We start from the raw sequence: 22,255 nt of genomic DNA on the forward strand, positions 1-22,255 counted from the left end.
GGGGCCTCCTTGGCAATGATAGATGTAAATGCATCTAATAACGCTTGCGGCGGAATTCAAGATAGATGTAACTGCATTTATGTCTGAAAAGCCGTCGAATCCAAGCGAAGCGGTTACCTCTGCCTGGACGAGCATCATGCGCGCCCGCGAGCGGCTGCTTGGCGCCATCGAAGCCGACCTGAAAACGGCCGGCATGCCGCCGCTTGCCTGGTATGACGTGCTGTGGGAATTAGCGCGCTCGCAAGACGGCAAACTGCGCCCCTACGAGATCGAAGAGCGGACATTGCTGGCCCAGTATAATCTCTCTCGCCTGCTCGACCGGCTGGAAAGAGAGGGCTTGGTCCGGCGCGAGGTCTTCGCCGAGGATGGACGCGGCCGCTGGGTGGTGATGTCAGATGCCGGCCGAAAGCTTCGCGAGCGCATGTGGATCGTCTATGCCAAATCGATCGAGACCCATATCGGCTGCAAGCTTGCCGAAAACGAGGCGAAGGCGATCGCCGGCCTGCTCGACCGCTTCCTCTAGATTCAATAGTGAGAGCATGATGTCGTCCGAAACCCGCTCACACTTTTCGGCATCATGCTCCGATCAGGCAATCAGCGGCGCGGCGACAGCCTTCAGTGCCTTCAACGCATGCTTCGGATCGAGCCGCACCTGCAGCCCGCGCTGCCCGCCATTGATATAGACCAGCGGTTCGCCAAGTGCGGCTTCCTCGATCGCCGTCGGCACGGTCTTTTTCTGGCCGAACGGGCTGATGCCGCCGACATGATAACCCGTCAGCCGCTCGGCATCGGCAGGCCTCATCATATTGGCCGATTTGCCGTGAAAGGCGCTGGCAAGCTTCTTCATGCTGACCTCGCGGTCCGACGGCACGACGACGCAGACCGGATTGCCGTCCACCTCCGCCATCAGCGTCTTCAGCACCCGATGCGGCGCCTCGCCGAGCGCTTCGGCCGCCTGCAGCCCGACGCGCTCGGCATTGGGGTCGTAGTCATAGGCATGAACGGTGAAGGCGACGCCTGCCTGCGAAAGAAGCTGTGTCGCGCGCGTAGTCTTGGACATCTCTTTCCCTCGTGAGTTCAGCGGGCCGCCTGTCAGCCTCCGAACGTACCGGCGTAAATCTCCGGCTTGAAGCCGACCAGCAGCTTGCCCTTCACTTCCAGCACCGGCCGCTTGATCATCGACGGCTGGTCGAGCATCAGGGCGATTGCCTTCTCCCGGGTGAGGTTCTCGCGCTCGGCGTCGGGCAATTTGCGGAAGGTAGTGCCGGCGCGGTTGAGCACAGTATCGAGGCCGGCCTGGTCGATCCAGGCTTCGAGATGGGCGCGGTCGATACCGAGCGCCTTGTAATCGTGAAACTCATAGGCGACGCTATGTTCTTCCAGCCAGCTGCGCGCCTTTTTCATCGTGTCGCAATTCTTGATGCCATAGATGGTGACGGCCATGCCCGATCGATCTCCCTGTGATAGCAGCGAGATAACATGCACGAAGGCCGGCGCAAACGCCGTGCGACGTTTTATCCCCGAGCGCGTCGACAATCGCAGCCGGACAAAACCGGCCCCGTTCAATTCTCCAGCGTGCCGGCCTTGCGGGAAGCCTTGCTGGGTTCGTCACAGGCGATCTTCATCAGGTCGCCGCGCCGCCGCACCAGCCTGTCGGAGGTTCGGGTCAGGATCAGCCCGTCCTGCGGCGCGGTGAGCTCGATGCTGCCGCCCGGCTGCCCCGGCCTAGTGACGATCGTCACTAGGCGGTCGCCTTCGGCAACCCTCTCGCCGATGTCGCGATGGAAGAGCACGGCTCCGCCTTCTGGCGTGCGGATGATCTCGACATTGTCGAGCGGCACGGCCGGACCGGAAAATGGCATTGCCGCGGGCTTTTCGTCGCCAACGGTCCCCCGTGCCGCGAGGAAGTGCCAGAGCCCATCCGCATCCTTTTTCGCCAGCACCGGATCGACGTCGCGTTTGCCGCGCAGCTCGACGGTGACGGAGAGTTTGCCGGGCAGACGGGGCCGGCGTTCGCCGGGAACCTCATATTTCCATGCAAAGCCGACGGCCTCCTCGAAGGCCGAGCTTTCGCCATCCGAAAGCAGCACGGCCTCCATGCCGAGTGAAGCGGCAAGATCGGCGGCCTCCGGCCAGAAGGCCTCGTCGATATAGGCATATTGCAGGGATTCGTCGTCGCAATGCAGGTCGAGCACGAGATCGGCGCCAAGCGCCATATGCAGCAGCTGCCTCTTCAATCTGTCGGTAGCCGGGTAATCATCGAGATCTTCGGTCAGCGTGGTGCGATCGACAATCGAGATCAGCGGAAAATCCCGGTTGAAATTGGTGCGTGAGCCCAGGTCGAAACGGCCCTGCAGCTCGCCGAAATGCGATTGCGCCGCACCGATCGGATTGGCCTGCGGCACGATGGTGATGTCGCCGGCGATCCCACCTTGGCTTTCCGCCTGCCGCAGCCTTTCGCAGAGGAAATGCAGCAGCACCGTTCCCGGCAGCTCGCCGGCATGCAGTGCCGCCTGGATATAGGCCTTCGGCGCCTTCGGATCGTGGCCTTTAAAGCGCAGCACCGGCAACCGCCACTCCGTTCCCGGCGTATCTCCAGGGATGATGATCTCTGAAACGTCCATGCTGTCTTCGTTCCCGTTTACAACCAGCGCCCGGTTAGGCATTCCGAGCTATATGAGCGGAAATGGGGCAAGCGCAAGCGTGGTCCGAAGACATCATTGCCTCAGCCGAGCAGCGGCCAGCGATCGATGATCCGATGTTCGGTTTTTCCGAGAACACTGTGGATGAGCAGGAATTCGGACGCGGTCCATGAAACGGGTGTGTCGAGGGTCGTCGGCGGCACGGCTTTGCGGTCATAGAGAAGTGTCATGTGCGGCTTGTAGTCGCGGCCGACATTGTGCCGCAAGCCGGCATTGTACATGCCGACGCCCAGTTGGACGTGCAGCCGTGTCAGTGGTTTCCGTCCGCCTTCGCCGCAAAGCACAAGCGAACGCGCCTGCGGGAATCGCATGATCCGGTCGAAGCTTATTGCGATCGGGGCACTCTCGACTGTGGCGCCGGCCTGTCGTGCCGCGAAGACCACATCCTCCGGCAGCCTCGGATAGTCGCCGACCCAGATGATCGACACATGCAATGTCGTCAGGCGCGGCATCCCGGAAAGGGAGAAGGCTCGACGATAGTCATCGGCGATTGCGGCCGCCTGCTGCTCGACGGCATCAGGAGGGCAGAGCGCAAAGAAAAGTCGGTGTCCGCTGACGTAGCTTTCGTTCCGCCGTCCGCGACCATTTTTGTCGTCTCCGAAGTCGAAGGGCATCTGGTTCATGGAGTTTCAGGTCGTCATGACCCGCCTCGTCGTTTTCAAAACGCGACGAAGATACTCTGCAAGGAAACAACATCAAGAACAAAAAGAGAACATAATTTCCCGACATGCTCGGGGCCACACTTATCCGAAACGTCGCTCAGGACCGGGTGAAGTGGCTAGTCGGTCGACAATGCAGGGGCGCATCGCAATATTTCCTGGAAGCCTGGCGCGCGCAAGAAACGGGTTGAAACAGCGGCCGTCCCATACGATTTTGAAGGTCATCGAAAACGCGGAGGCTGTGTCATGGCTGAGACAACGCACCACTATCTCATCTTCGAAACCGCGGGCGGTTTCTGCGGTATTGCCTGGAGCGACGCCGGCATCATCCGTTTCCAACTGCCGACCAAGTCAGCGGAAGCGACGGAACGGTTGCTGTTGCGCCGCCTGCCGGATGCCGAAGCCGGCGCGCCGACGCCTGGCGTGCTCGAGACGGTCGCCGCCGTGAAACGCTACTTCCAGGGCGAGGAGACGGATTTTTCCGGCGTCGAACTCGATCTTGCCGGCCAGGATGCCTTCTTCCGGGATATTTATGCGGCGGCAAGGCGTGTCGGCTGGGGCCGCACCACCACTTACGGCGCGCTGGCCAAGGAGCTCGGCGTCGGGCCGGAAGCCGCCCGCGACGTCGGCCAGGCGATGGCGAAGAACCCTGTCGCCCTGATCATCCCCTGCCACCGGGTGCTTGCGGCCGGCGGCAAGATCGGGGGCTTCTCCGCGCCCGGCGGTTCGTCATCGAAGGCCCGCATGCTGGAGCTCGAAGGCGTCAACCTTGCACCGCCGCCGCCCGCCCAGCAGTCGCTGGGTTTTTAGGCGGCGGAGGCTCTTTCGTTTTCCGCAATTCCCGGCAAAATCGCTTCGCGCTTTGCCTGGCAAAACCGCTCTACACTTTTGCTGGAATTACTTTGGCAGCAATCTCAGCGGATCAATAGGGGCTGGCTGTCGGTCGGATGATGATCTCGCTGACATCGACATCATCAGGCTGGCTGACGGCGTAGAGGATCGAATTGGCGACGGCCTCGGGGCTGATGGTGATCGCCCTGAAAGCCTTCATGGCATCACGCGCCGTCGGATCGGTGATGGTGTCGGCGAGTTCCGATGTCGTCGTGCCCGGAGAGATGACGGTGACGCGGATACGATCGGACTCCTGCCGCAGTCCGTCCGAGATCGCCCGTACCGCGAATTTCGTCGCGCAATAGACAACCGCCGTCGGAGAGACGCTGTGGCCGCCGATCGAAGACAGGTTGATGATCTGCCCTGATCCCTGCGCCTTCATGATCGGAAGCGCCGCCGCAACGCCATAGAGAACACCCTTGATATTGACGTCGACCATCCGGTCCCATTCGTCGACCTTGAGGGCGTCGAGTAGCGACAGCGGCATGACGCCGGCATTGTTGACGATAACGTCCAGCCGTCCGAATTCGGAGCGGGCGAAGCCTGCAAAGGCTTCCACCTGGGAACGGTCGGTGACGTCAAGCTGTCGCCGGCGCACCGACCCGCCCTTTGCGGCGATTTCGCCGGCGAGTTCCTCCAGGCGCTCGGTGCGGCGGGCGCCGATGACGATATGGGCGCCTGCGGCAGCCAGCACCTTTGCCGCGGCCTCTCCGATGCCGCTGCTGGCGCCGGTGATGGCAATGACTTTCCCTTTGATATCAGACATTTCAAGCTCCATTTTTGCAGGTGAGATTTTCGTTACGGTTAGCTTGGAAAATCGGCGCTGAGCGTCGTCTCCGCCCAGGCGTCGAAATTTGTGCGCAGCGCATCGAGCCGTTCGCGGGCGATCTTCAGGGCGGGTGCACCGAGCAGCAGGCGCAGCGGCGGCACGTCCGCTTCGAACGCCGATATGATCGCGGTTGCCGCGCGCGCGGGATCGCCCGGCTGGTTGCCGGAGATCGAGCGGGTGGCCTGGCGCCGCTTGCCTGACGTTTCGGCGTAGTCTTCGATGATCGTGCTGGATTCGACCATCGACCGGCCGGCCCAATCCGTGCGGAAGGCGCCCGGTTCAAGGATCGTCACATCGATGCCAAGCGGCCTGACCTCATGCGAAAGCGATTCCGACAAGCCTTCGACCGCGAACTTGGTGGCATGGTAATAGCCGGTTGCGGCAAAAGCGACGAGCCCGCCGAGCGAAGAGACGTTGAAGATATGCCCTTGCCGGCGTCGGCGCATGCCCGGCAGAACCTGCTTGGTGACGGCGATCAGTCCGAAGACATTGGTCTCGAACTGGGCGCGTATCTCGGCATCATCGCCCTCTTCGATCGCCGAGAAGTAGCCGTAACCGGCATTGTTGACGAGGACGTCGATCGCACCGAAATGCGTTTCGGCGTCACGAACCGCGCCGGCGATGGAGCGGCTGTCCGTCACATCGAGTGCAAGGGCAAGCGCGGGGTCGCCGTGTTGCGCCGTGAGATCTGCCAGGGTCTCGGGTCTGCGCGCTGTAACAGCGGCGCGCCAGCCACGGGCCAGCACGGCTTCGGCGAGCGCCCGGCCGAGGCCGGACGATGCGCCGGTGATGAACCAGATGGGTGTTGGGGAAGACATGATCGTCATCCTTTCCGGCCGGCAAATGCGGCCTTCTTGTGTGGTGTTGCCTTTCGGGCGGCACGTCATTTGCGCCGAAGCACCATGCCACCGTGATGGAGGGTATTGCCGTCGACGAAATCGCCGTCGGCTGTGAAGCCCGTGTCATCCCAATATTCGATGTGGTTTCCGGTGACGTCGTAGCGTCCTCGATAGGCGCTTTCTCTGCTGCCACGGGCTTCGTCGTAACGGCCATTCGGCAGAAGCTCGTGGCGGACGCGGCCATCATCCGTAACCCACATGCCGACATAGGAATGTTGCTGCATAGCGTTCTCGCTTGTTTGTTGCTGGTGAGATTGGCGGTTCATGGCATCGGCGGCTGACGAACTGATCGCCGTGCCAGCCAGGGTGATCGCCGTGAAAAACGGCAGGACCGAGCTTTTGAAAAACTTTCGCATTGCCTTGCCTTTCGAAGAAGATTTGCCGATGAGTGGGTCTTGGCGTTGACCTCGACCTGAAAGATAGCGCGCCGATCCGCGGCGATTAAGTTGCCAATCCATGATGCCTTGGTTAGAAGTGCTAACCAATGGTCGACGATCTCGAAGGCATTTCAGTCTTTCTTGCGGTGGCGGAGGCGCGGAACTTCCGGCTTGCCGGCGAGCGGCTTGGCGTCACCCGTTCCGCCGTCAGCCAGGCCCTGCAGCGCCTCGAGGATCGGGTCGGAGTCGCCCTGGTCCAGCGCACGACGCGCAGCGTCAGCCTGACCGAAGCCGGCGAAGTGTTCTTCGAGGCGGTTCGTCCATCGGTCCGGCAGGTCAATGATGCGATGCAGACGGTCCGGGAAATGCAGGCGCGCCCGAGCGGCCTGCTGAGGATCACCGTTTCCTCGATCGCCGAGAACTTCCTGTCCGGCACCTTGCTGGCCGGCTTCATGGAAGCCTGCCCTGACATCAAACTCGATATCACCATCACCGATGACGAATTCGATATCGTCGAGGCCGGGTTCGACGCGGGCGTCCGGCTGGGCGAGGTGATCGAGCAGGACATGATCGCGATCTCCGTCTCCGAAGAGCAGCGACAATGCGCGGCGGCATCCCGCAGCTATCTCGACCGCCGCGGCCATCCCCGCCATCCCCGCGAGTTGCAGAACCACGCCTGCATCGGATGGCGCCCACGCCCGGATACGGCGCCCTATCGCTGGGAGTTCACCGAAAACGACCGCGACTTCGACGTCTCCGTCGATCCCACTGTTACGACCAACGACATGGGAATGATGATCCGTATGGCCTGCGCGGGGGCAGGCATCACCTTCGGCATGGCGGAAACCTTCCAGTCCTATATCGACCGCGGCGAACTCGTGCCGCTGCTGGAGGATTTCTGTCCACCCTTTCCGGGCTTCTATCTCTACTACCCCAGGCGCCAGAGGCAGCCGCTGAAGTTGCGCGCATTGGTCGATTATGTCCGCAGCTCCGACCGGCGGTAATGCGGTCTGGGCTTAAGCCGCCGCTGGTAAGTCTCGACGGCGATTTCAGGCCAGTCGCACGGGCTCAAATCCTGCGGCTTGGGCTGATGTTGCCGCTGGCATCCGGCTTTGATATTCCCGATGATAGAGGCCAGCGAGGCGGCGCGCGCTCTATAGACGCCACCGCTCGCCGCGCTTCCATCCTTTTGCGGAGAACATATGCTCGACGACGTCTTTCCTGTTCCGGCCAGGGCTTTGATCCGTCAGGGTGGGCGGGCCTGTTTTTATCGTCTCGTCAATACGAGCCCCTTGTTGATACAGGTGCAGTCGGGAACCAAGATCGTCATGGCCGATGATAAGGCTTTGCGCCTCGAAGCCGGCGCTTATGGCTTGCTGCCCGACTATCGACCGTTGACGATGGAGAACATTCCCAAGGCGCCGCAGAAGTATCAGACCCTGGCGCTTCCCGTTCCGCGACAGCTGTTCGAGGAAGCCTACAGCAGGATGGGGTCGATTGCCGTCCCATCAAGGCCTGTCCCGGCAGTCACCTCGGACCTGCCGGAAGAAGCTGCGGCATTGTTTGACTATTGCTGTCAGCCCGGCAATCTGACGAGGCTTCCCGGCGCCATTGCCAAGGCGCGGTTGCTCGAACTCATCACTTGGTTTGCGCTCGGCGGAGCGGTGCTGGGCCAATGCCAAAGTCCTCGGCTCGAGGACCGGCTGCGGCAGATGATTGAAAGCGATACGGCCTTTGATTGGACGCTGGGGCACGCGGCGCGCTCGTTCAACATGAGTGAAGCGACGCTGAGGCGGAAGCTCGCCGCCGAAAGTACCGGCTTTACTGAGATCTTGAGCGATACAAGAATGAACCGCGCCTTGGGCCTCATTCAAACCACAACCCTGCCGATGGCGCAGATTGCGCTTGAGGTCGGTTACGACTCTCCTTCTCAATTCGCGGCGCGTTTCAAAGAGCGGTTCGGCGTCAATCCGCGCCATGTCCGGGGTGGCTCTGAGCGTTTTGAGCGGATCGGGGCAGAAGTTGAGCGTAGCGGGGCAGATGCGCTTGCGCGGTGACGATAGTTTTCCGGCATTATCAACCGCAGGAAAACAGCATGCGTTTCATCACAGCAGTACTTCTCGCTACGTCCGTCTTCGGCGCGACGGCCGCACAGGCCGAAATGAAGCTCACCTCGAAGGATCTGGTCGCCAGCAAGTCCATGGCCGACGCGCAGATCTTCAACGGCTTCGGCTGCGCCGGCAAGAACATCTCGCCGGAGCTGACCTGGTCGGGTGCGCCTGAGGCGACCAAGAGCTTCGCCATCATGGCTTACGATCCGGATGCTCCCACAGGCTCGGGCTGGTGGCATTGGTCGGTGTTCAACATTCCCGCAAATGCCTCGGAGATTGCCACCGGCGCCAGCGGTGACAAAAAGCTTCCGGCAGGCGCCGTCGAAGGTCACACGGATTTTGGCATGTCCGGATATGGCGGCGCATGCCCCGCCGGCCGGCGATCAGCCGCACCACTACAAGTTCACCGTCTATGCGCTCTCGGTGGACAAGCTCCCGCTTCCTGAGACCGCCCCGGCTGCCATGGTTGGCTTCTATGTCAGGGCCAATACGCTCGCCAAGGCCTCCGTCGAGGTGACCTACGGCCGCTGAAGCCGGCTTCGGATCCGCAGTCGTCATTCCCCTCATGACAACGGCCGGCCGAGGTAATTGAACCTTGGCCGGTCGTTTCCGGTCTGGGGCTTCCCTGGTCTGCAAACCTAGACGGTCATTGCTTCCCAGCAGATCAACGGACCGTCTTCGGCATCGACACGCTCGCCGATACGGATAAAGCCATTGCGTCCAAGAACGCGCCGGGACGTGATGTTGTCGACCCCGGTCTCCGCAGAGACTAAGGCCACGCGATGGTCGTTCCGCGCCCACTGAAGCAACTGCCCTATCGCCCGCGTGGCGCATCCACGGCTTTGGCGGGAAGGCGCAACCCCATAGCCGATATGGATATTGCCATCCCGCGGAACCTTGATGACAGAGCAAAGGCCGACGATCTCGTCATCCTCCACGATCATCCAGGCCGACGGTGAAAATTCCGCGCCGATGTCAGCGGCGAGGCGGCTCAACATCGCCAGGACTTCAGGAGGTGCAATGGCGCTGTCTTGGACAAGGCGCAGATGAGCAGGGGCGATGCCCTTCAGCAGCGCGTCAAAATCATGAGATGTTAGTTCGATAATCATAGTCTTCTGGACATTAGACATGCGCCGGCATTGGCGCGCGAAAGGCCGAGCGATAGAGCGAGGATCAGCTCTCGGTCACGATGCCGAGCGCCTCTATCCCTACCGCCGCAGCCGGTGAGTTCTGGATCGTTGCGACGGCAAACAAAGGCATTCTCCTCTAAGACGGAAATGCGAATAACAGTGCCAGGCGAGGATCGCAAGATGCTCCGATCGGGCGGCACCGGCTAACCGCAAGATCGGTCGAGCGCTGCGTTGCCTGAGGGATCTAGTTTGAGCTGCCACGGAGACCAAGACGAATGACCGCAGCGCTTCGGAACTATCATGAGCGGATGCAGCGAGTGCTGGATTATGTCGACCGGCACCTCGATGACGATCTCGATCTTGACGTTTTGAGCAGTGTCGCAGCCTTCTCGAAATTTCATTTCCACCGGCAGTTCACGGCGACCTTCGGATTGTCAGTGTATCGCTATATCCAGCTTGCCCGCATGAAGCGCGCTTCATACCGGCTGGCTTACAGGGACGAAGAACGCGTCACCGATATAGCGATGGATGCCGGTTACGACGCACCGGATGCCTTTGCCCGCGCCTTTCGGCAACGGTTCGGGCAATCGCCTTCGTCGTTCCGGAAATCTCCCGAATGGGAGCCGTGGCTTGCCGCCTTCGGGCCTCTCGACAATGCAAGGAGCAAGCTCATGCAGAAGACTTTCATCGCTGAAGACGTGATAATTCGCAATGTGCCTGCCACGCCGGTGGCGATCATGGAGCATCGGGGCGACCCTGCGTCGCTCGGCGCCACCATCCAGCGGTTCATCGCCTGGCGCAAGGCCGCTGGCCTGCACCCCAGGACAAGTCCGACCTTCAACGTCTGGCGCTCCGAGCGGCGTCCTCAGTCGCCTGCCGATTATAGCGTCGACCTTTGTGTCGGGATCAGCCAACCAATCGAGGCGAACGGCGAAGAGATCAAAGCCGGCGAGATCCCCGGCGGGCGCTGCGCGGTGCTGCGTGTCGTCGGCAACACCGACAATCTGGAGCCCGCCGCGCTCTACCTTTATCGCGAATGGCTTCCGGCCAGCGGCGAGGAAGCACGCAACTTCCCGATCTATTGCCAACGGCTGAGCTTCTTCCCGGAGGTGGCGGAGCATGAGGCGGTGGCGGAGCTGTTTCTGCCGCTGAAATAGCGTCCTCTGACGGCGGCTTGTCTATGCTGATAGCCTGAGGTGGACAGGTCGTTGTCCACCTCAGGCCGGCCGGTTGGCGGCCATCGGATCGCGGATCGCTGTGCACTTCAAAAACCAATTACGAAATAAAACCAGTTGAGCTAACTTCCAACCGATTGCATAATGCAAGCAGGTCTGCGCGCGGATATGCCGTTTTAGGAAAGGAAGTGAAGATGGCTAAGCTTGTGTTCGGAATGAACCAGTCCCTGGACGGCTACGTCGATCATATGGCGTTTGCGCCAAGCCCGACACTCTTCCGCCACTTCATCGAAGAGGCTCAGCGGCAGGCGGGTAGTGTGTACGGTCGTCAGATGTATGAGGTCATGCGCTACTGGGACGACGAACATCCTGAATGGGATGCAGAGCGACAGGCTTTCGCGACGGCGTGGCGGAGCCAACCGAAATGGGTCGTCTCGCGCTCATTGGCGTCGGTCGGTCCCAAGGCCACGCTTGTTGGGGAAGATCTTGAGGCCGCGATCCGCGAACTGAAGGCGGAACGCGACGGCGAGATCGAAGTTGCCGGCCCCAATTTGGCGCAAAGCCTGACCGAACTTGGCCTGATCGATGAGTATCGAATCTACCTGCACCCAGTCGTGCTCGGTCACGGCAAGCCATATTTCGCCGGACCCCGGCCGCCGCTCCACCTGATGGCTCATGACCGGATTGGCGAGGATGTGATCAGGTTGACCTACGTTCCGGCTTGATCTCGGGACTCGCTAGATGGAAATCGCAGCTCGGCTTCCGACCGGATGACGGCAAGCGTCGCCGGCGACCTGCCGGGCGTCAGTCGCGGGATATGGGCAGCCCCGCGAGAAGCGGAGCGTATGCGGAGAGCCTGCGGGATACGAACTCCGTGAAGAGCCGCACGCGCTTCGTCTTGCGTGTCTCCCCTTGTGTGAGAAGCCAGAGCGTTCCGTACATGTGCAGGTCGGTGCCCGGCACCCTCACCAATAGGGGGTCGGCATCTCCGACGAAGCAGGGCAGTGTCGTGATCCCGAGCCCTTGCCGTACAGCAACGATCTGCGCCTCGCCGTCCGTGGTCCTGAATGGAACCCCCGTGGTGCGAATCTCACCCTCGCTGGCCCAATCCGGAATTCCATGAATGCTTATGACGATCCACCGGATCGGATCAGGCGCACCCGCACGCCAAGCGGCTAGTCGATCGCAGGACATGTAGACGCCGCCGAATATATCCGGTCCCTTCAGGCCGTGAAGATTGAGCGGCAGGGTTTTGCGGTCGTAAACGACGCGGATCGCCACATCGGCCTCTCGGTTGGTCAGATTTGCCAGCTCGCCGGACGACACGATTTCCATCTCGATATCAGGATGCAGACGCGCGAAATCGGCGAAGTCAGGCATGAGCAGGTGTGTCGCGAGGGGCGGAGCCAACGTCACCCGCAGAAGCCCGCGCACGCTCTGGTCGCGCCCGAAGACGCGCGTCTCCAGTTCGTGCGACGACGCTTCCATCTGGTTCGCGAGCTCGAGGACCTCCTCGCCCGCAGCCGTCAGGCGGTAGCCCGAAGGCAGCTTTTCGAACATCTGCGCCCCGAGGCGTTCCTCGAGCTGTGCGATGCGTCGCAGCACGGTCGCGTGATTCACTCCGAGGCCCTTGGCGGCAGCCCGCACCGAGCCTCCGCGCGCCACGGCCAGAAAGTAGCGAATGTCATCCCAGTCAATCATGGTGCAATCCGGCACCGCGCGGTGCGCCTTCCCAAGCCAGTATCTAACGCGTCGTACAGCAGTGCGGGCGGTCATCATAGCCTATGTAGGCAAGGACGGCCCGATTCCAAACGGCGCACACCGATCGTCGCGGCTGGCGTCAGTCGTCCGGCCGGATCGATTTTGCACCACCGATGTGCGCGCTTCCGCACTCAACGCCTGACTTTGGCGAACCTATTTTGAGGCTCTCGGGGGCGTCCCCGAACGACCAAAGGATGCATGACATGAACAGACTGAATGGAAAGACCGCCGTGATCACCGGCGGCGCTACGGGCATCGGCCGCGCCGCAGCCAAGCGCTTCATCGAGGAGGGCGCTTTCGTCTTCATCTTCGGCCGACGGCAGGAGGCGCTTGACGCCGCTGTGGCGGACCTCGGGGCCAATGCGCGGGCGGTAAAGGGCTCGGTCTCGGATGAGGCCGACCTTGATCGGCTTTACACCGCGGTGAAGGCAGAGCGCGGAACGCTCGACATCGTCTTTGCCAATGCCGGGGCCGGAAGCCCGCTTCCGCTCGGCAATATCACCGCCGAGCACATCGATGAGACCTTCGACACCAATGTGAAGGGCACGATCTTCACGGTCCAGAAGGCGCTGCCGCTGATGGGCTCAGGCGGTTCGATCATCCTGACCGGATCGAGCGCCGGCACCACGGGCGCACCGGGATTTACGGCCTACAGCGCAAGCAAGGCGGCAGTGCGCAACCTCGCGCGGACCTGGGCTGAGGACCTGAAGGGCACCGGCATCCGGGTCAACGTGCTGTCACCCGGGGCGACGGCGACAGAACTCGCGAAAGAGGCGCTGGGCGAGGAAGGCCAGAAGGCCTACGGCGCGATGACGCCGCTCCAGCGTATGGCCGATCCGGAGGAGATCGGGGCGGTGGCCGCCTTTCTGGCGTCGTCGGACAGCAGCTTCATGACCGCCAGCGAGATCGCCGTCGACGGCGGCCTGGCGCAACTGTGACGCGCTGCACCCGGCCGGGCGCTCCATTCGATTATTCGGAGCTCTGTAGGGCTCGGCAGATAACCCAGCGCCGCTAAGGGTCGGGAAATCAATATCAACACAATATCGGAGAAGCATTATGAGCTACGCAATTGTAGGATTCGGCAAGATAGGCCAGGCCCTCGCCCACGCCTTCGCCCGTAAAAACATCGCCGTGACCGTCGCGAGCCGCCGGCCGTCCGAGGTGTTGGCGCCGCAGGCTCGGGCGATTGGACCCACGGTCGTCGCCAGGTCGCTGCGGGATGCACTCGAGGCCGACACGATCATCCTGGCAGTCCCGTTCGGCGAGCATCGCGAGGTTGCGAATGCCCTGCCGAGCTGGAAAGGCAAGACGGTCATCGATGCGACGAACGCATTTCCCGTCCCCGAAGAGCTGGACGGCCTCCCGTCCTCCGCCTTCGTCGCGAAATCGTTCACCGGCGCCAAGTTCGTGAAAGGGTTCAATCACCTGATTGCGGCCACCCTGGCTGCCGATCCGATCGTCGAGGGCGGGCACCGGGTCGTCTTTCTGTCGAGCGACGACGAGGACGCGATCGCTCCCGTGGCGGATTTGGCCAAACAACTGGGGTTCGCACCCGTCGAGCTGGGAAAGCTCAACGAGGGTGGCGCGCTGGTGCACGCACGCGGCCGCACTTGGGGCCAGCTCATCTTCCAGGATTTGTTCAAGAAGGAGCAGTAATCGATCTATGATCGTGTGATCGACGCCGAGAACTGGTCGCGCGCGCTAGCACGATGCGTAGATTCAAAGTGTTAGAGCGTCCTTCGTGCGTCCGAAAGGACTCACGGCGCTCTAACATCTTCGAGCAGCGCGCGACCGAATATTTGAAGGCCACAAAGTCGTGAAGGTTGGGGTGGGCCCGACGGCGGTACTCCCCTCACTCCCACTCGATCGTGCCGGGCGGCTTGCTCGTCACATCATAAACCACGCGGTTGATGCCGCGCACTTCGTTGATGATGCGGGTGGCGGCGCGGCCGAGGAATTCCATGTCGTAGTGGTAGAAGTCCGCCGTCATGCCGTCGACGGAGGTGACGGCGCGCAGCGCACAGACGAATTCGTAGGTGCGCCCATCGCCCATGACGCCGACGGTCTGGACGGGGAGCAGCACGGCGAAGGCCTGCCAGATGGCGTCGTAGAGGCCGGCCTTACGGATTTCGTCGAGATAGATCGCATCGGCCTCGCGCAGGATCTCCAGCTTTTCGCGGGTGATGCCGCCGGGGCAACGGATCGCCAGGCCCGGGCCTGGGAAGGGGTGACGGCCGATGAAGCTGTCGGGCAAGCCGAGTTCGCGGCCGAGTGCGCGCACCTCGTCCTTGAAGAGCTCGCGCAGCGGCTCGACGAGCTGCATCTTCATGCGCTCCGGCAGACCGCCGACATTGTGGTGCGACTTGATCGTCACCGACGGGCCGCCGGTGAAGGAAACGCTCTCGATCACGTCGGGATAAAGCGTGCCCTGGCCGAGGAAGTCGGCGCCGCCGAGCTTCTTTGCCTCTTCCTCGAAGGTCTCGATGAACAGCCGGCCGATGATCTTGCGCTTGGTTTCCGGGTCGCTGACACCCTCGAGTTCGCCGATGAAGCGATCGGCCGCATCGACGTGCAACAGGTGCAGATTGTAGTGCTCGCGGAACATGGCGACGACGCCGGCCGCCTCGTCCTTGCGCATCAGCCCGTGGTCGACGAGGATGCAGGTCAGCTGGTCGCCGACGGCCTCGTGGATCAACAGCGCTGCGACGGAACTGTCGACGCCGCCCGAAAGCGCGCAGATGACGCGCTTGTCGCCCACCTGTTCGCGGATCTGCTCGACCGCCTTCTGGCGATAGGCTGACATCGACCAGTCGCCCTTGAGGCCGGCAATATTGTGAATGAAGTTGCCGATCAGCTTGGCGCCATCAGGCGTATGCACGACCTCGGGGTGGAACTGCACGCCGTAATATTTGCGCTTCTCGTCGGCGATGAAGGCATAGGGTGCGTTGGAGGAGGTGGCGACCACCTCGAAACCATCCGGCAGCGCGGTGACGCGGTCGCCATGGCTCATCCAGACTTGGTGGCGCGAGCCGGAGGACCAGAGGCCCTCGAACAGCTGGCAGTCCCTGTCGACCTCGAGGAAGGCGCGGCCGAATTCGCGGTGATGGCCGCTCTCGACCTTGCCGCCGAGCTGCATGCACATCGTCTGCTGGCCGTAGCAGATGCCGAACACCGGCAGGCCGCTCTCGAAGATGATGTTAGGCGCTCGCGGCGATCCCTCGTCCACCGTGGAAGCCGGGCTGCCGGACAGGATCACGGCCTTCGGCTGCAGGCGGTGGAAGCCCTCTTCGGCCGATTGGAAGGGAACGATCTCGCAATAGACACCGGCCTCGCGCACGCGTCGTGCGATGAGCTGGGTCACCTGGCTGCCGAAATCGACGATGAGAACGGAGTCGGGATGTGCTGTCTGGGTCATGGCGAGGCTTTAATGAAAAGCGCCTCGCCTGGCAATCCGGGAAATCGGCGGCATCGGGTTTTTATTGTTCCAATTGTCCCGTATTCAGAGGCTCAGAACCAGAAAACCCCATCCTCCAGCGCCGTGAACAGGCTGTCGACGCCGTAGGAGAGCTTGCGGTCGACGATGTGCAGATATTCGGTCCAGCCCGAAATATGCTGCAGCTCGACGGCGCCGTCGGAAATGCCGCGAAGGCCGATCAGCGGCAGCTTGTAGCCCTGGCAGGCGCGCAGCACCGCATAGGTCTCCATGTCGACCATGTCGGCGTCGATGCCGGTATAGGCGGCGCCCGAGATGATGTTGCCGCCGGTGGAAAGACTTGCTTCGGCAATGCCGGGAATGCGCAGCGGCAGATCGAGCGTTGCTGGCAGGTCGAGGAAGGGTGTCTTGCCCTTTTCGAAGCCGAGCGGCGAAGCGTCCATGTCGCGGTAGGAAACCGAAGTCACCTGATAGATTTCGGTCTGCTCCAGTTTCGCCGAACCGGCCGAGCCGAGAGACACGACGAGATCGGGCAGGTCGTCGACGGCATCCAGCCGCGCCAATGTCTTGCTCAGCGCGATGGCTGCCTCGACCGGGCCGACGCCGGTCATCAAAGGTTCGATGCGCGAACGCAGGAAGGGGCCGTATTCGGCCTCCGCCGCCATGACGAAAAGGATGGATTTCCCCGCGACCGATTTCAGTTCGAACTTCATCCCGTAATGCCCTCTCTACCGCGGATCACCATCATCGTTCCGGTCATGGAGGCGATGAGTTTCGCCGGCCCGTCGCTGATCGCGTAGCCTCGTCCGTCGGCGACGATGATGGTGGAGCCGGGTTTGGTGATTTCCCCGCGAAACAGGAAACGATCGCCCCGCCCCGGCGACATGAGATTGACCTTGAACTCGATCGTCAGGATCGAGGCTTCCGGGTCGATGACGCTATAGGCGGCAAAGCCGCAGGCCGAATCGAGCGCTGCGGAAATGATGCCCGCATGCAGGATGCCGTGCTGCTGTGTCAGTTTGACGTCGAAGGGTAGCTCGATCTCCACGACGCCGTGCTCGACGCGCGTCAGCTCCGCGCCGATCGTTTCCATCGCCGCCTGCCGCGCAAAATTACGGCGGATTCGCGCGCGGAAATCGCCCCTGTCAGTCTCGCTCATGTCTGCCCCTCTTGCAGCCGCGAAATTGGCATGGCGCGCCGCATTCGACAAGCTGGACATTGCTGAAATCGGTCCGGGCGGCGATGGAAACCCGGGACCGTGTCGCCGAGGCAACCTTTCACCTTTCCGTCGCCGTGCAAGCCGATACAGCTGGTCAGTACCGCTGGCCAATACCGCTGGATCGTGGCGATCCGATGCGAAGACGATTGCAGCTTCGCGCGGCGCGCGTATTCTCCGCACGCGTCGCGAAATGATGGAGTGCCGGCATGACGACGATATCGCAATCGGTCCGCAATTTCGAGACCTGGCTGGCCGTCGAACTCGGCGACGATCTCGTCAAGGACGATCTCCGGGAAAAGCACGAGAAGATGCGAAGTGGCGATTTCGTCTTCCTGCGCGCCACCTACTGGCGCTGGTGCGAGATCATCCTCGATATCTGCCCGGAACTTAAAGGCGCGCCTGAGATATTGGCGATCGGCGATACGCATCTGGAGAATTTCGGTACCTGGCGCGATATCGAGGGCCGGCTCGTCTGGGGTGTCAATGATTTCGACGACGCGGCGGTGATGCCCTATGCATTTGATCTCGTTCGCCTTGCGGCAAGCGCTGTCCTGGCCCGCGGCGACGACGGTCCCTCGGTTCGCATGATCGGCGAATTGATCTTGAGCGGCTATCGCCGGGGCCTTGAAAATCCGTTGCCCGTCATCCTCGAGCGCGACCACAAATGGCTGCGCAAGGCGCTGCTGCTGCCGAATTCCGAACGCCGAGAATTCTGGGAGAAATACGAGATGTTGCTTCCCGGCAGCAAGCCGCCACCATCAGCCTACACCAAGGCGCTCGCAGACGCGCTGCCGTCCGGGGCAGGACCCTTCGTGCCGAAGCCGCGCAGCGGCGGCACCGGCAGTCTCGGTCGGCTGCGTTTCGTCGCCTATGCCGAATGGCAGGGTGGGCCGGTGCTGCGCGAGGCGAAGGCGCTGCTGCCGTCCGCCTGGTCGCTTCGCCACAACCCGCAGGACATGGCGATCCATGCGGAAGAGATCGCCAACGGGCGGGCGCGCTCAGCCGATCCGCACTACCGGGTCTCCGGCCGCATCCTCGTGCGCCGGCTCTCACCGAACAGCTGCAAGGTCGAAGTCGACCGGCATCCCGAGATCCTGCTTTCGCCGACGATGCTCGAACTGATGGGCTTCGAGATCGCCAATTGCCATTCCGACGATGCGGCGGCCGTTGCGGCGATCCTGAAGGATTTGGCGGCGCGGGGAAACGAATGGCTGCATGAGGCGGCAAGGGCCGCGGCATCGAGCGTCAGCGCCGAGCAGAAAGCCTATTCGCGTGCCAGCTAAAACTCTGCTTCCGTGATTAGATCCGCACGATGTGCTGATCCCAGGCGACGTCACTGCGGGTCGACAGGAAATCGCCGTCATAGGAGGAGACGGCAAAGCCGCTTCTTGCCGGGGCGATGCCTGCTGCATCGGGAACGGAAGTCTCGGCCAGCATCTTGCCCGTCCTTGCATCGATGGTCACCGAGGCGCCGCCCTTCGGCGAGGCGATGCCGACGAGACCTTCGCTGCGATTGACGGCGATCGCCCCGACGTAATTGGCAAGCCTGCGCGTGGTCTCCTCCGGCAGGTCGATGAAGGTAAGATCCTCCCCCTTGGCGAAGTGGCCGACAAGCGGCGGCAAATCCTTGCGGTGGCCTTCATACTGGCAGGCGAACCAGATGCGGCCCGCGCCGTCGAGATCGACATGGCGGGTGGAGAGTTCTGCCCATTCCGCCGGCAGCACATGTTTTTCGACCAGCGCACCTGTTGCCGCATCGATCAGCGCAAGCGACGGCTGCATCTCTCCGAGATTGAGCTTGGCGCGGCCGAAATCCGGATGCGTCTCGATGCCGCCATTGGCAACGATGAGCAGGCGTCCGTCGTCGGACACCGTCATGTCGTGCGGACCGATGCCGTAGGTTTCGAATTCGCCGATGCGGGTGAAGCGGTCGGTGGCGTCGTAGAGGCCGATCATGCCGCGATTGCCGTCGAAGTCGTTCTCGCTGGCGTAGAGCAAACGGCCGTCAGGAGAGAAGGCGCCGTGACCGTAAAAATGCCGGTCCTCCCTGGAGTTGATGACGATCGGCTCGCTTTTGTTCCAGGGATCGAAGATCATCGCATAGGTGCCGGGCCGGCGCGCGAAGGCGACCGTCTTGCCGGTACTGGCGCTGAAGGCCATGCCGTGGGCGCGGGCGGGAAGCGCCACCTGATCGACGATCTCGCCGCGCTCGGTCACGGTCGCAATGGCAAAGGAGCCGTCGGCTGCCCGGATGCCCGAGGCATAGACCGCATCGGTCCTCTCCAGCGCCATCAGCGACCTTGGCGTCAAGGTGGCAAGGAAGCTGAGCCCCGCCGCCTTGACGAAGCTGCGTCGGTCGATCGCGGCACTTTGCATCATCGTCTCAGTCTCCGTCCGAAAAGGAAAAGCCGGCCGAAAGGCCAATCGCCGCGCCATATTCGTCGCTGATCCGGGTGATCAGGTCGCGGCTTTCGGCAAGCAGCGTATCGAGCTTGGCCTTCTCCGCATCGCTTGTGGCGACGTCGATGTCGGGATTGAGCTTCGGCACGCTGTCGAGCAGCGATTTGAAGTCCTCGTCGATCGCGGCGGCGATCGGCTGTTTGTCCGGTGGCAGAAGTTCGGCCATGCCGGCCTTCTGCCAGAGCGTGCGCAGGCCCTCCAGATTGGCGGCCATCGATTTCCAGGTATTTTTGGAGCGCCAGTAGATCGCCATGCGCGGCCGTGGCGCGGTGTCCTTGCCCTTGTAGAACTGCTCCAGCCGCTGGTCGCGGACATTCTCGGCGCCATGGACCAGAATGCCGAGCAGCGCGGTCACCGCTTCCTTGTTGTCCATGAAATCGTTGCTCTGCGGGCCCGGATGTTTCCAGCTCGCCTGCACGCCATCGGGCTTTTCCCAGGCGGCGACGACTTCGCCGGCCTCACGCTGGATATTGCCGGCGACCGCCTCGCCGTAAAGGCAGCGGAAACTGCCCTTCTGCCCGACGAGATCGTCGGAGCCATTGCCATAAAGGACGTATTCCAGCGCCGTCAGGCCTTGCAACGCAACACTCTTGCCGGCGATCGCATCGACCGTCGCATCCTTCGGGTCGGCCTTGGCGATCAGCGCCTGCACCTGCTTGAGGCCGACGCCCTTGCGGTCGGGATAAAACAGGATGTGCTCGAAGAGATTGTCCTGGATAACAGGGCCGGTCTGCACGATCTCGATGATCGACCAATAGCGGATCGTGTCGTCGAAGGTGGACTTCGCCTTGTCGAGCGTCTGCTGCGTGCCGTCGGCGCAAAGATCCTTCATCGCCGTAGTCAGCCGAGCGGCCGATTGTTGCATGTTGCGATAGCCGGGACGGATCACCTCGTCGACGGCGCGCTGCATGACGGCGGGAACGGCATCCTCGTTCAGCCCTGCCGGGGGAGTGGCCGTCTGGGCGACCGCTGATGTCGCGAGGCCGATCAGAGTAAGGCAGAGCAGGGGGTGCCAAAGGCGCATCAAAGTGACTCCAGGAATGTAATCAGGGCCGCCCTGTCGTCTTTCGGCAGGGAGGAGAAAGCGTTGCGGGCCTTTTCAGCTTCGCCGCCATGCCAGAGGATCGCTTCGGTGAGATCACGCGCACGGCCGTCATGCAGGAAAAAGCTGTGTCCGCTGACAGTTCGGGTCAGTCCTATACCCCATAGCGGCGGCGTGCGCCATTCACGTCCGCTTGCAAGGCCGACCTGCTGCCCGTCGGCAAGCCCGTCGCCCATGTCGTGCAGAAGAAAGTCGGAATAGGGCCAGATCAGCTGGAAGGACTGTGCCTTGTCCGGCGTATCCCGGCGGGTGACGAATTTCGGCAGATGGCAGGAAATACAGCCGCTTTCGTAGAAGATCCGCTTGCCCTGCAGCGTCTCGGGGAAACTCGCCTTGCGCCGCGCCGGAACGGCAAGATTTCCGGAATAGAAGGTGACGAGGTCGAGAATGGGCCCCGGCGCTTCTTCGGCGCCCAGCCGCTTCTGCACGCCGGTTGGCATATCACGGCATTTCTCTTCGGCCCGGGTGCAATCGCCCTGCGCATCCGGGTGATCGGGCGTCGAGATGCCGATATCGTTGGCGAAGGCATCGGCACTCTGGTCGCGCACCGTGGCGTTCTGTGCCTTCCAGCCGAATCGTCCGAGCGCGATCTTGCCGCTGCGGTGGTCGCGCACGATTGCTGCCTTGCCGGAGATGCCGTCGCCGTCGGCATCATCAGGATCGGCATGGGCCAGGATATCGGCCTCGGGAATGGCCTCGATCAGTCCGAGGCCGATCATCGCCGAGGCGACACGCGGCGAAATCGTCGTCGCGGGGTGGAGTGGTCCATAACCGAGGTTCGTCACCGCATAACTCGGCAGGCGCAGCGATACGGTCTCGCCGTCGCCGAGCGTCACCCTCTCTTCCTGGTAGCTGATCGCCATCTTTCCTTCTGCAGCAAGGCCGGGAACGGCAAGGTCCTGCAGCTGATGGCCGTAGACCGGATCGGGAAAATTGACGACATCGGCACTTGCGACCGCCTTTTCTTCCTCCGGCGTCGTGGCGGCGCGGGAAAGCCGCAGGAACATCGAGGTGGCGCTCGGGCCTCCCTCCGGTGGTTTGCCGCGGCCGTCATTGACATGGCAGCTCATGCAGGAGCGGGCGTTGAACAGCGGCCCGAGACCATCGGAAGCCTGCGTCGAGGAGGGAGCGGACACCCAGAGCTTGCGGAAGAGCGCGTTGCCGAGCTTGAAATTCTGCTCTTCCTCGAAGGGGATATTGGCCGAAATATGCGAGAAGCTGTCTTCGGTGACAGGGTCTATCGAGGTCGTAGCCCCTGCCTGCATGGCTTCGTATTGTTCGGCCTTGGAAAAATCCGCTGTCGGCCGGGTGACGGCGGCGACGCGTTTCAGATCGGCCTCGGAGAGGTCGGTGCGTTTCCGCGGCAGATCGAAACCGGCGGCGATGCTGACGGAAAAACCGGCAATCGTGGCGCAGAGCGCTACGCTGGCGAAAAATCGGCGGGCCGGGGCATGCGACATTTCAGGGTCCGGGCCGCTCCGGCTTTCGAAGCGGCCCGCCTTTTTGC

The 22,255-nt window shown here is 62.3% G+C and carries 24 protein-coding genes and 1 pseudogene; 10 read left to right on the plus strand and 15 right to left on the minus strand.

The window, feature by feature from the left end:
* Positions 1-79: 79 nt before the first annotated feature.
* Positions 80-523, plus strand: coding sequence for a MarR family winged helix-turn-helix transcriptional regulator (locus AC2444_RS23075; RefSeq protein ID WP_012759801.1), 444 nt, complete (start codon positions 80-82; stop codon positions 521-523).
* Positions 524-586: 63 nt separating this feature from the next.
* On the opposite strand, the gene ybaK is transcribed toward AC2444_RS23075, so the two are convergent.
* The 4 genes from ybaK to AC2444_RS23095 all read right to left on the minus strand — a co-directional run bounded on the left by ybaK (position 587) and on the right by AC2444_RS23095 (position 3,325).
* On the minus strand, positions 587-1,060 hold the full coding sequence (gene ybaK, locus AC2444_RS23080; RefSeq protein ID WP_012759802.1) for a Cys-tRNA(Pro) deacylase: 474 nt from the start codon (positions 1,058-1,060) through the stop codon (positions 587-589).
* Positions 1,061-1,092: 32 nt separating this feature from the next.
* Positions 1,093-1,443, minus strand: coding sequence for an ArsC family reductase (locus AC2444_RS23085; RefSeq protein ID WP_012759803.1), 351 nt, complete (start codon positions 1,441-1,443; stop codon positions 1,093-1,095).
* 119 nt (positions 1,444-1,562) lie between these two features.
* On the minus strand, positions 1,563-2,624 hold the full coding sequence (locus AC2444_RS23090; protein ID WP_012759804.1) for a succinylglutamate desuccinylase/aspartoacylase family protein: 1,062 nt from the start codon (positions 2,622-2,624) through the stop codon (positions 1,563-1,565).
* A gap of 101 nt (positions 2,625-2,725) precedes the next feature.
* The gene (locus AC2444_RS23095) at positions 2,726-3,325 is read right to left on the minus strand and encodes a 2'-5' RNA ligase family protein (protein WP_017995766.1); all 600 of its coding nucleotides are present in this window, start codon (positions 3,323-3,325) and stop codon (positions 2,726-2,728) included.
* A 282-nt stretch (positions 3,326-3,607) separates the two neighbouring features.
* On the opposite strand from AC2444_RS23095, the gene AC2444_RS23100 reads away from it, so the two are divergent.
* Positions 3,608-4,171 (plus strand): methylated-DNA--[protein]-cysteine S-methyltransferase, encoded by a 564-nt coding sequence (locus tag AC2444_RS23100; RefSeq protein ID WP_012759806.1) that lies wholly within the window; start codon positions 3,608-3,610, stop codon positions 4,169-4,171.
* A gap of 112 nt (positions 4,172-4,283) precedes the next feature.
* On the opposite strand, the gene AC2444_RS23105 is transcribed toward AC2444_RS23100, so the two are convergent.
* The 3 genes from AC2444_RS23105 to AC2444_RS23115 are packed head-to-tail and all read right to left on the minus strand — an operon-like array spanning position 4,284 to position 6,336.
* Entirely contained in the window at positions 4,284-5,018 is a 735-nt protein-coding gene (locus tag AC2444_RS23105; RefSeq protein ID WP_012759807.1) for an SDR family oxidoreductase, read from the minus strand.
* A gap of 38 nt (positions 5,019-5,056) precedes the next feature.
* On the minus strand, positions 5,057-5,908 hold the full coding sequence (locus AC2444_RS23110; protein ID WP_171815708.1) for an oxidoreductase: 852 nt from the start codon (positions 5,906-5,908) through the stop codon (positions 5,057-5,059).
* A 56-nt stretch (positions 5,909-5,964) separates the two neighbouring features.
* Positions 5,965-6,336, minus strand: coding sequence for an Atu4866 domain-containing protein (locus AC2444_RS23115; protein WP_012759809.1), 372 nt, complete (start codon positions 6,334-6,336; stop codon positions 5,965-5,967).
* Positions 6,337-6,464: 128 nt separating this feature from the next.
* On the opposite strand from AC2444_RS23115, the gene AC2444_RS23120 reads away from it, so the two are divergent.
* The 3 genes and pseudogenes from AC2444_RS23120 to AC2444_RS23130 all read left to right on the plus strand — a co-directional run bounded on the left by AC2444_RS23120 (position 6,465) and on the right by AC2444_RS23130 (position 8,999).
* Positions 6,465-7,361: a LysR family transcriptional regulator gene (locus AC2444_RS23120; protein WP_012759810.1), complete on the plus strand. Its 897-nt coding sequence runs from the start codon at positions 6,465-6,467 to the stop codon at positions 7,359-7,361.
* Positions 7,362-7,559: 198 nt separating this feature from the next.
* Positions 7,560-8,414, plus strand: coding sequence for a helix-turn-helix domain-containing protein (locus tag AC2444_RS23125; protein ID WP_128438475.1), 855 nt, complete (start codon positions 7,560-7,562; stop codon positions 8,412-8,414).
* Between the two features lie 38 nt (positions 8,415-8,452).
* Positions 8,453-8,999, plus strand: a pseudogene (locus AC2444_RS23130) (YbhB/YbcL family Raf kinase inhibitor-like protein).
* Between the two features lie 107 nt (positions 9,000-9,106).
* Here the strand turns inward: AC2444_RS23130 and AC2444_RS23135 are convergent.
* Positions 9,107-9,598 (minus strand): GNAT family N-acetyltransferase, encoded by a 492-nt coding sequence (locus tag AC2444_RS23135; RefSeq protein ID WP_128449195.1) that lies wholly within the window; start codon positions 9,596-9,598, stop codon positions 9,107-9,109.
* A gap of 275 nt (positions 9,599-9,873) precedes the next feature.
* Between AC2444_RS23135 and AC2444_RS23140 the strand changes: the two genes are divergently transcribed.
* Complete coding sequence (locus AC2444_RS23140; protein WP_012759814.1) at positions 9,874-10,755, plus strand: AraC family transcriptional regulator; 882 nt, start codon at positions 9,874-9,876, stop codon at positions 10,753-10,755.
* A gap of 212 nt (positions 10,756-10,967) precedes the next feature.
* Positions 10,968-11,498, plus strand: coding sequence for a dihydrofolate reductase family protein (locus AC2444_RS23145; RefSeq protein ID WP_012759815.1), 531 nt, complete (start codon positions 10,968-10,970; stop codon positions 11,496-11,498).
* Positions 11,499-11,577: 79 nt separating this feature from the next.
* Here the strand turns inward: AC2444_RS23145 and AC2444_RS23150 are convergent, their stop codons facing one another.
* Positions 11,578-12,474 (minus strand): LysR family transcriptional regulator, encoded by an 897-nt coding sequence (locus tag AC2444_RS23150; protein ID WP_012759816.1) that lies wholly within the window; start codon positions 12,472-12,474, stop codon positions 11,578-11,580.
* A 263-nt stretch (positions 12,475-12,737) separates the two neighbouring features.
* Here AC2444_RS23150 and AC2444_RS23155 point away from each other — a divergent pair, with 263 nt between their 5' ends.
* Together AC2444_RS23155 and AC2444_RS23160 are read left to right on the plus strand one after the other, a co-directional pair.
* The gene (locus AC2444_RS23155) at positions 12,738-13,472 is read left to right on the plus strand and encodes an SDR family NAD(P)-dependent oxidoreductase (protein WP_012759817.1); all 735 of its coding nucleotides are present in this window, start codon (positions 12,738-12,740) and stop codon (positions 13,470-13,472) included.
* A gap of 118 nt (positions 13,473-13,590) precedes the next feature.
* Positions 13,591-14,190: an NADPH-dependent F420 reductase gene (locus AC2444_RS23160; RefSeq protein WP_012759818.1), complete on the plus strand. Its 600-nt coding sequence runs from the start codon at positions 13,591-13,593 to the stop codon at positions 14,188-14,190.
* A 196-nt stretch (positions 14,191-14,386) separates the two neighbouring features.
* On the opposite strand, the gene guaA is transcribed toward AC2444_RS23160, so the two are convergent.
* The 3 genes from guaA to AC2444_RS23175 form a co-directional block, all read right to left on the minus strand.
* On the minus strand, positions 14,387-15,949 hold the full coding sequence (guaA, locus tag AC2444_RS23165) for a glutamine-hydrolyzing GMP synthase (RefSeq protein ID WP_012759819.1): 1,563 nt from the start codon (positions 15,947-15,949) through the stop codon (positions 14,387-14,389).
* A 92-nt stretch (positions 15,950-16,041) separates the two neighbouring features.
* The gene (locus AC2444_RS23170; protein WP_012759820.1) at positions 16,042-16,680 is read right to left on the minus strand and encodes a 5'-methylthioadenosine/S-adenosylhomocysteine nucleosidase; all 639 of its coding nucleotides are present in this window, start codon (positions 16,678-16,680) and stop codon (positions 16,042-16,044) included.
* Complete coding sequence (locus AC2444_RS23175) at positions 16,677-17,126, minus strand: PaaI family thioesterase (RefSeq protein WP_003544704.1); 450 nt, start codon at positions 17,124-17,126, stop codon at positions 16,677-16,679. Before AC2444_RS23175 ends, AC2444_RS23170 begins: the two co-directional genes overlap by 4 nt.
* Positions 17,127-17,392: 266 nt before the next feature.
* Between AC2444_RS23175 and AC2444_RS23180 the strand changes: the two genes are divergently transcribed.
* A complete protein-coding gene (locus AC2444_RS23180; protein ID WP_012759821.1) occupies positions 17,393-18,469 on the plus strand; it encodes a DUF2252 family protein in 1,077 nt (358 codons plus the stop codon).
* Positions 18,470-18,485: 16 nt separating this feature from the next.
* On the opposite strand, the gene AC2444_RS23185 is transcribed toward AC2444_RS23180, so the two are convergent.
* The 3 genes from AC2444_RS23185 to AC2444_RS23195 are packed head-to-tail and all read right to left on the minus strand — an operon-like array spanning position 18,486 to position 22,208.
* The gene (locus AC2444_RS23185) at positions 18,486-19,565 is read right to left on the minus strand and encodes a DUF1513 domain-containing protein (protein WP_012759822.1); all 1,080 of its coding nucleotides are present in this window, start codon (positions 19,563-19,565) and stop codon (positions 18,486-18,488) included.
* 4 nt (positions 19,566-19,569) lie between these two features.
* Positions 19,570-20,670, minus strand: coding sequence for an imelysin family protein (locus tag AC2444_RS23190; RefSeq protein WP_012759823.1), 1,101 nt, complete (start codon positions 20,668-20,670; stop codon positions 19,570-19,572).
* A complete protein-coding gene (locus AC2444_RS23195; protein WP_012759824.1) occupies positions 20,670-22,208 on the minus strand; it encodes a di-heme oxidoreductase family protein in 1,539 nt (512 codons plus the stop codon). The genes AC2444_RS23190 and AC2444_RS23195 overlap by 1 nt, the downstream gene beginning before the upstream one ends.
* Between the last annotated feature and the right edge of the window lie 47 nt (positions 22,209-22,255).

This window comes from Rhizobium sp. WSM1328, from assembly GCF_057653715.1.

Bases quoted from the DNA above. Each gene is read 5' to 3' on its own strand.
- AC2444_RS23075 (WP_012759801.1), top strand. From the start codon at position 80: ATGTCTGAAAAGCCGTCGAATCCAAGCGAAGCGGTTACCTCTGCCTGG.
- ybaK (WP_012759802.1), bottom strand. From the start codon at position 1,060: ATGTCCAAGACTACGCGCGCGACACAGCTTCTTTCGCAGGCAGGCGTC.
- AC2444_RS23085 (WP_012759803.1), bottom strand. From the start codon at position 1,443: ATGGCCGTCACCATCTATGGCATCAAGAATTGCGACACGATGAAAAAG.
- AC2444_RS23090 (WP_012759804.1), bottom strand. From the start codon at position 2,624: ATGGACGTTTCAGAGATCATCATCCCTGGAGATACGCCGGGAACGGAG.
- AC2444_RS23095 (WP_017995766.1), bottom strand. From the start codon at position 3,325: ATGAACCAGATGCCCTTCGACTTCGGAGACGACAAAAATGGTCGCGGA.
- AC2444_RS23100 (WP_012759806.1), top strand. From the start codon at position 3,608: ATGGCTGAGACAACGCACCACTATCTCATCTTCGAAACCGCGGGCGGT.
- AC2444_RS23105 (WP_012759807.1), bottom strand. From the start codon at position 5,018: ATGTCTGATATCAAAGGGAAAGTCATTGCCATCACCGGCGCCAGCAGC.
- AC2444_RS23110 (WP_171815708.1), bottom strand. From the start codon at position 5,908: ATGACGATCATGTCTTCCCCAACACCCATCTGGTTCATCACCGGCGCA.
- AC2444_RS23115 (WP_012759809.1), bottom strand. From the start codon at position 6,336: ATGCGAAAGTTTTTCAAAAGCTCGGTCCTGCCGTTTTTCACGGCGATC.
- AC2444_RS23120 (WP_012759810.1), top strand. From the start codon at position 6,465: ATGGTCGACGATCTCGAAGGCATTTCAGTCTTTCTTGCGGTGGCGGAG.
- AC2444_RS23125 (WP_128438475.1), top strand. From the start codon at position 7,560: ATGCTCGACGACGTCTTTCCTGTTCCGGCCAGGGCTTTGATCCGTCAG.
- AC2444_RS23135 (WP_128449195.1), bottom strand. From the start codon at position 9,598: ATGTCTAATGTCCAGAAGACTATGATTATCGAACTAACATCTCATGAT.
- AC2444_RS23140 (WP_012759814.1), top strand. From the start codon at position 9,874: ATGACCGCAGCGCTTCGGAACTATCATGAGCGGATGCAGCGAGTGCTG.
- AC2444_RS23145 (WP_012759815.1), top strand. From the start codon at position 10,968: ATGGCTAAGCTTGTGTTCGGAATGAACCAGTCCCTGGACGGCTACGTC.
- AC2444_RS23150 (WP_012759816.1), bottom strand. From the start codon at position 12,474: ATGATTGACTGGGATGACATTCGCTACTTTCTGGCCGTGGCGCGCGGA.
- AC2444_RS23155 (WP_012759817.1), top strand. From the start codon at position 12,738: ATGAACAGACTGAATGGAAAGACCGCCGTGATCACCGGCGGCGCTACG.
- AC2444_RS23160 (WP_012759818.1), top strand. From the start codon at position 13,591: ATGAGCTACGCAATTGTAGGATTCGGCAAGATAGGCCAGGCCCTCGCC.
- guaA (WP_012759819.1), bottom strand. From the start codon at position 15,949: ATGACCCAGACAGCACATCCCGACTCCGTTCTCATCGTCGATTTCGGC.
- AC2444_RS23170 (WP_012759820.1), bottom strand. From the start codon at position 16,680: ATGAAGTTCGAACTGAAATCGGTCGCGGGGAAATCCATCCTTTTCGTC.
- AC2444_RS23175 (WP_003544704.1), bottom strand. From the start codon at position 17,126: ATGAGCGAGACTGACAGGGGCGATTTCCGCGCGCGAATCCGCCGTAAT.
- AC2444_RS23180 (WP_012759821.1), top strand. From the start codon at position 17,393: ATGACGACGATATCGCAATCGGTCCGCAATTTCGAGACCTGGCTGGCC.
- AC2444_RS23185 (WP_012759822.1), bottom strand. From the start codon at position 19,565: ATGATGCAAAGTGCCGCGATCGACCGACGCAGCTTCGTCAAGGCGGCG.
- AC2444_RS23190 (WP_012759823.1), bottom strand. From the start codon at position 20,670: ATGCGCCTTTGGCACCCCCTGCTCTGCCTTACTCTGATCGGCCTCGCG.
- AC2444_RS23195 (WP_012759824.1), bottom strand. From the start codon at position 22,208: ATGTCGCATGCCCCGGCCCGCCGATTTTTCGCCAGCGTAGCGCTCTGC.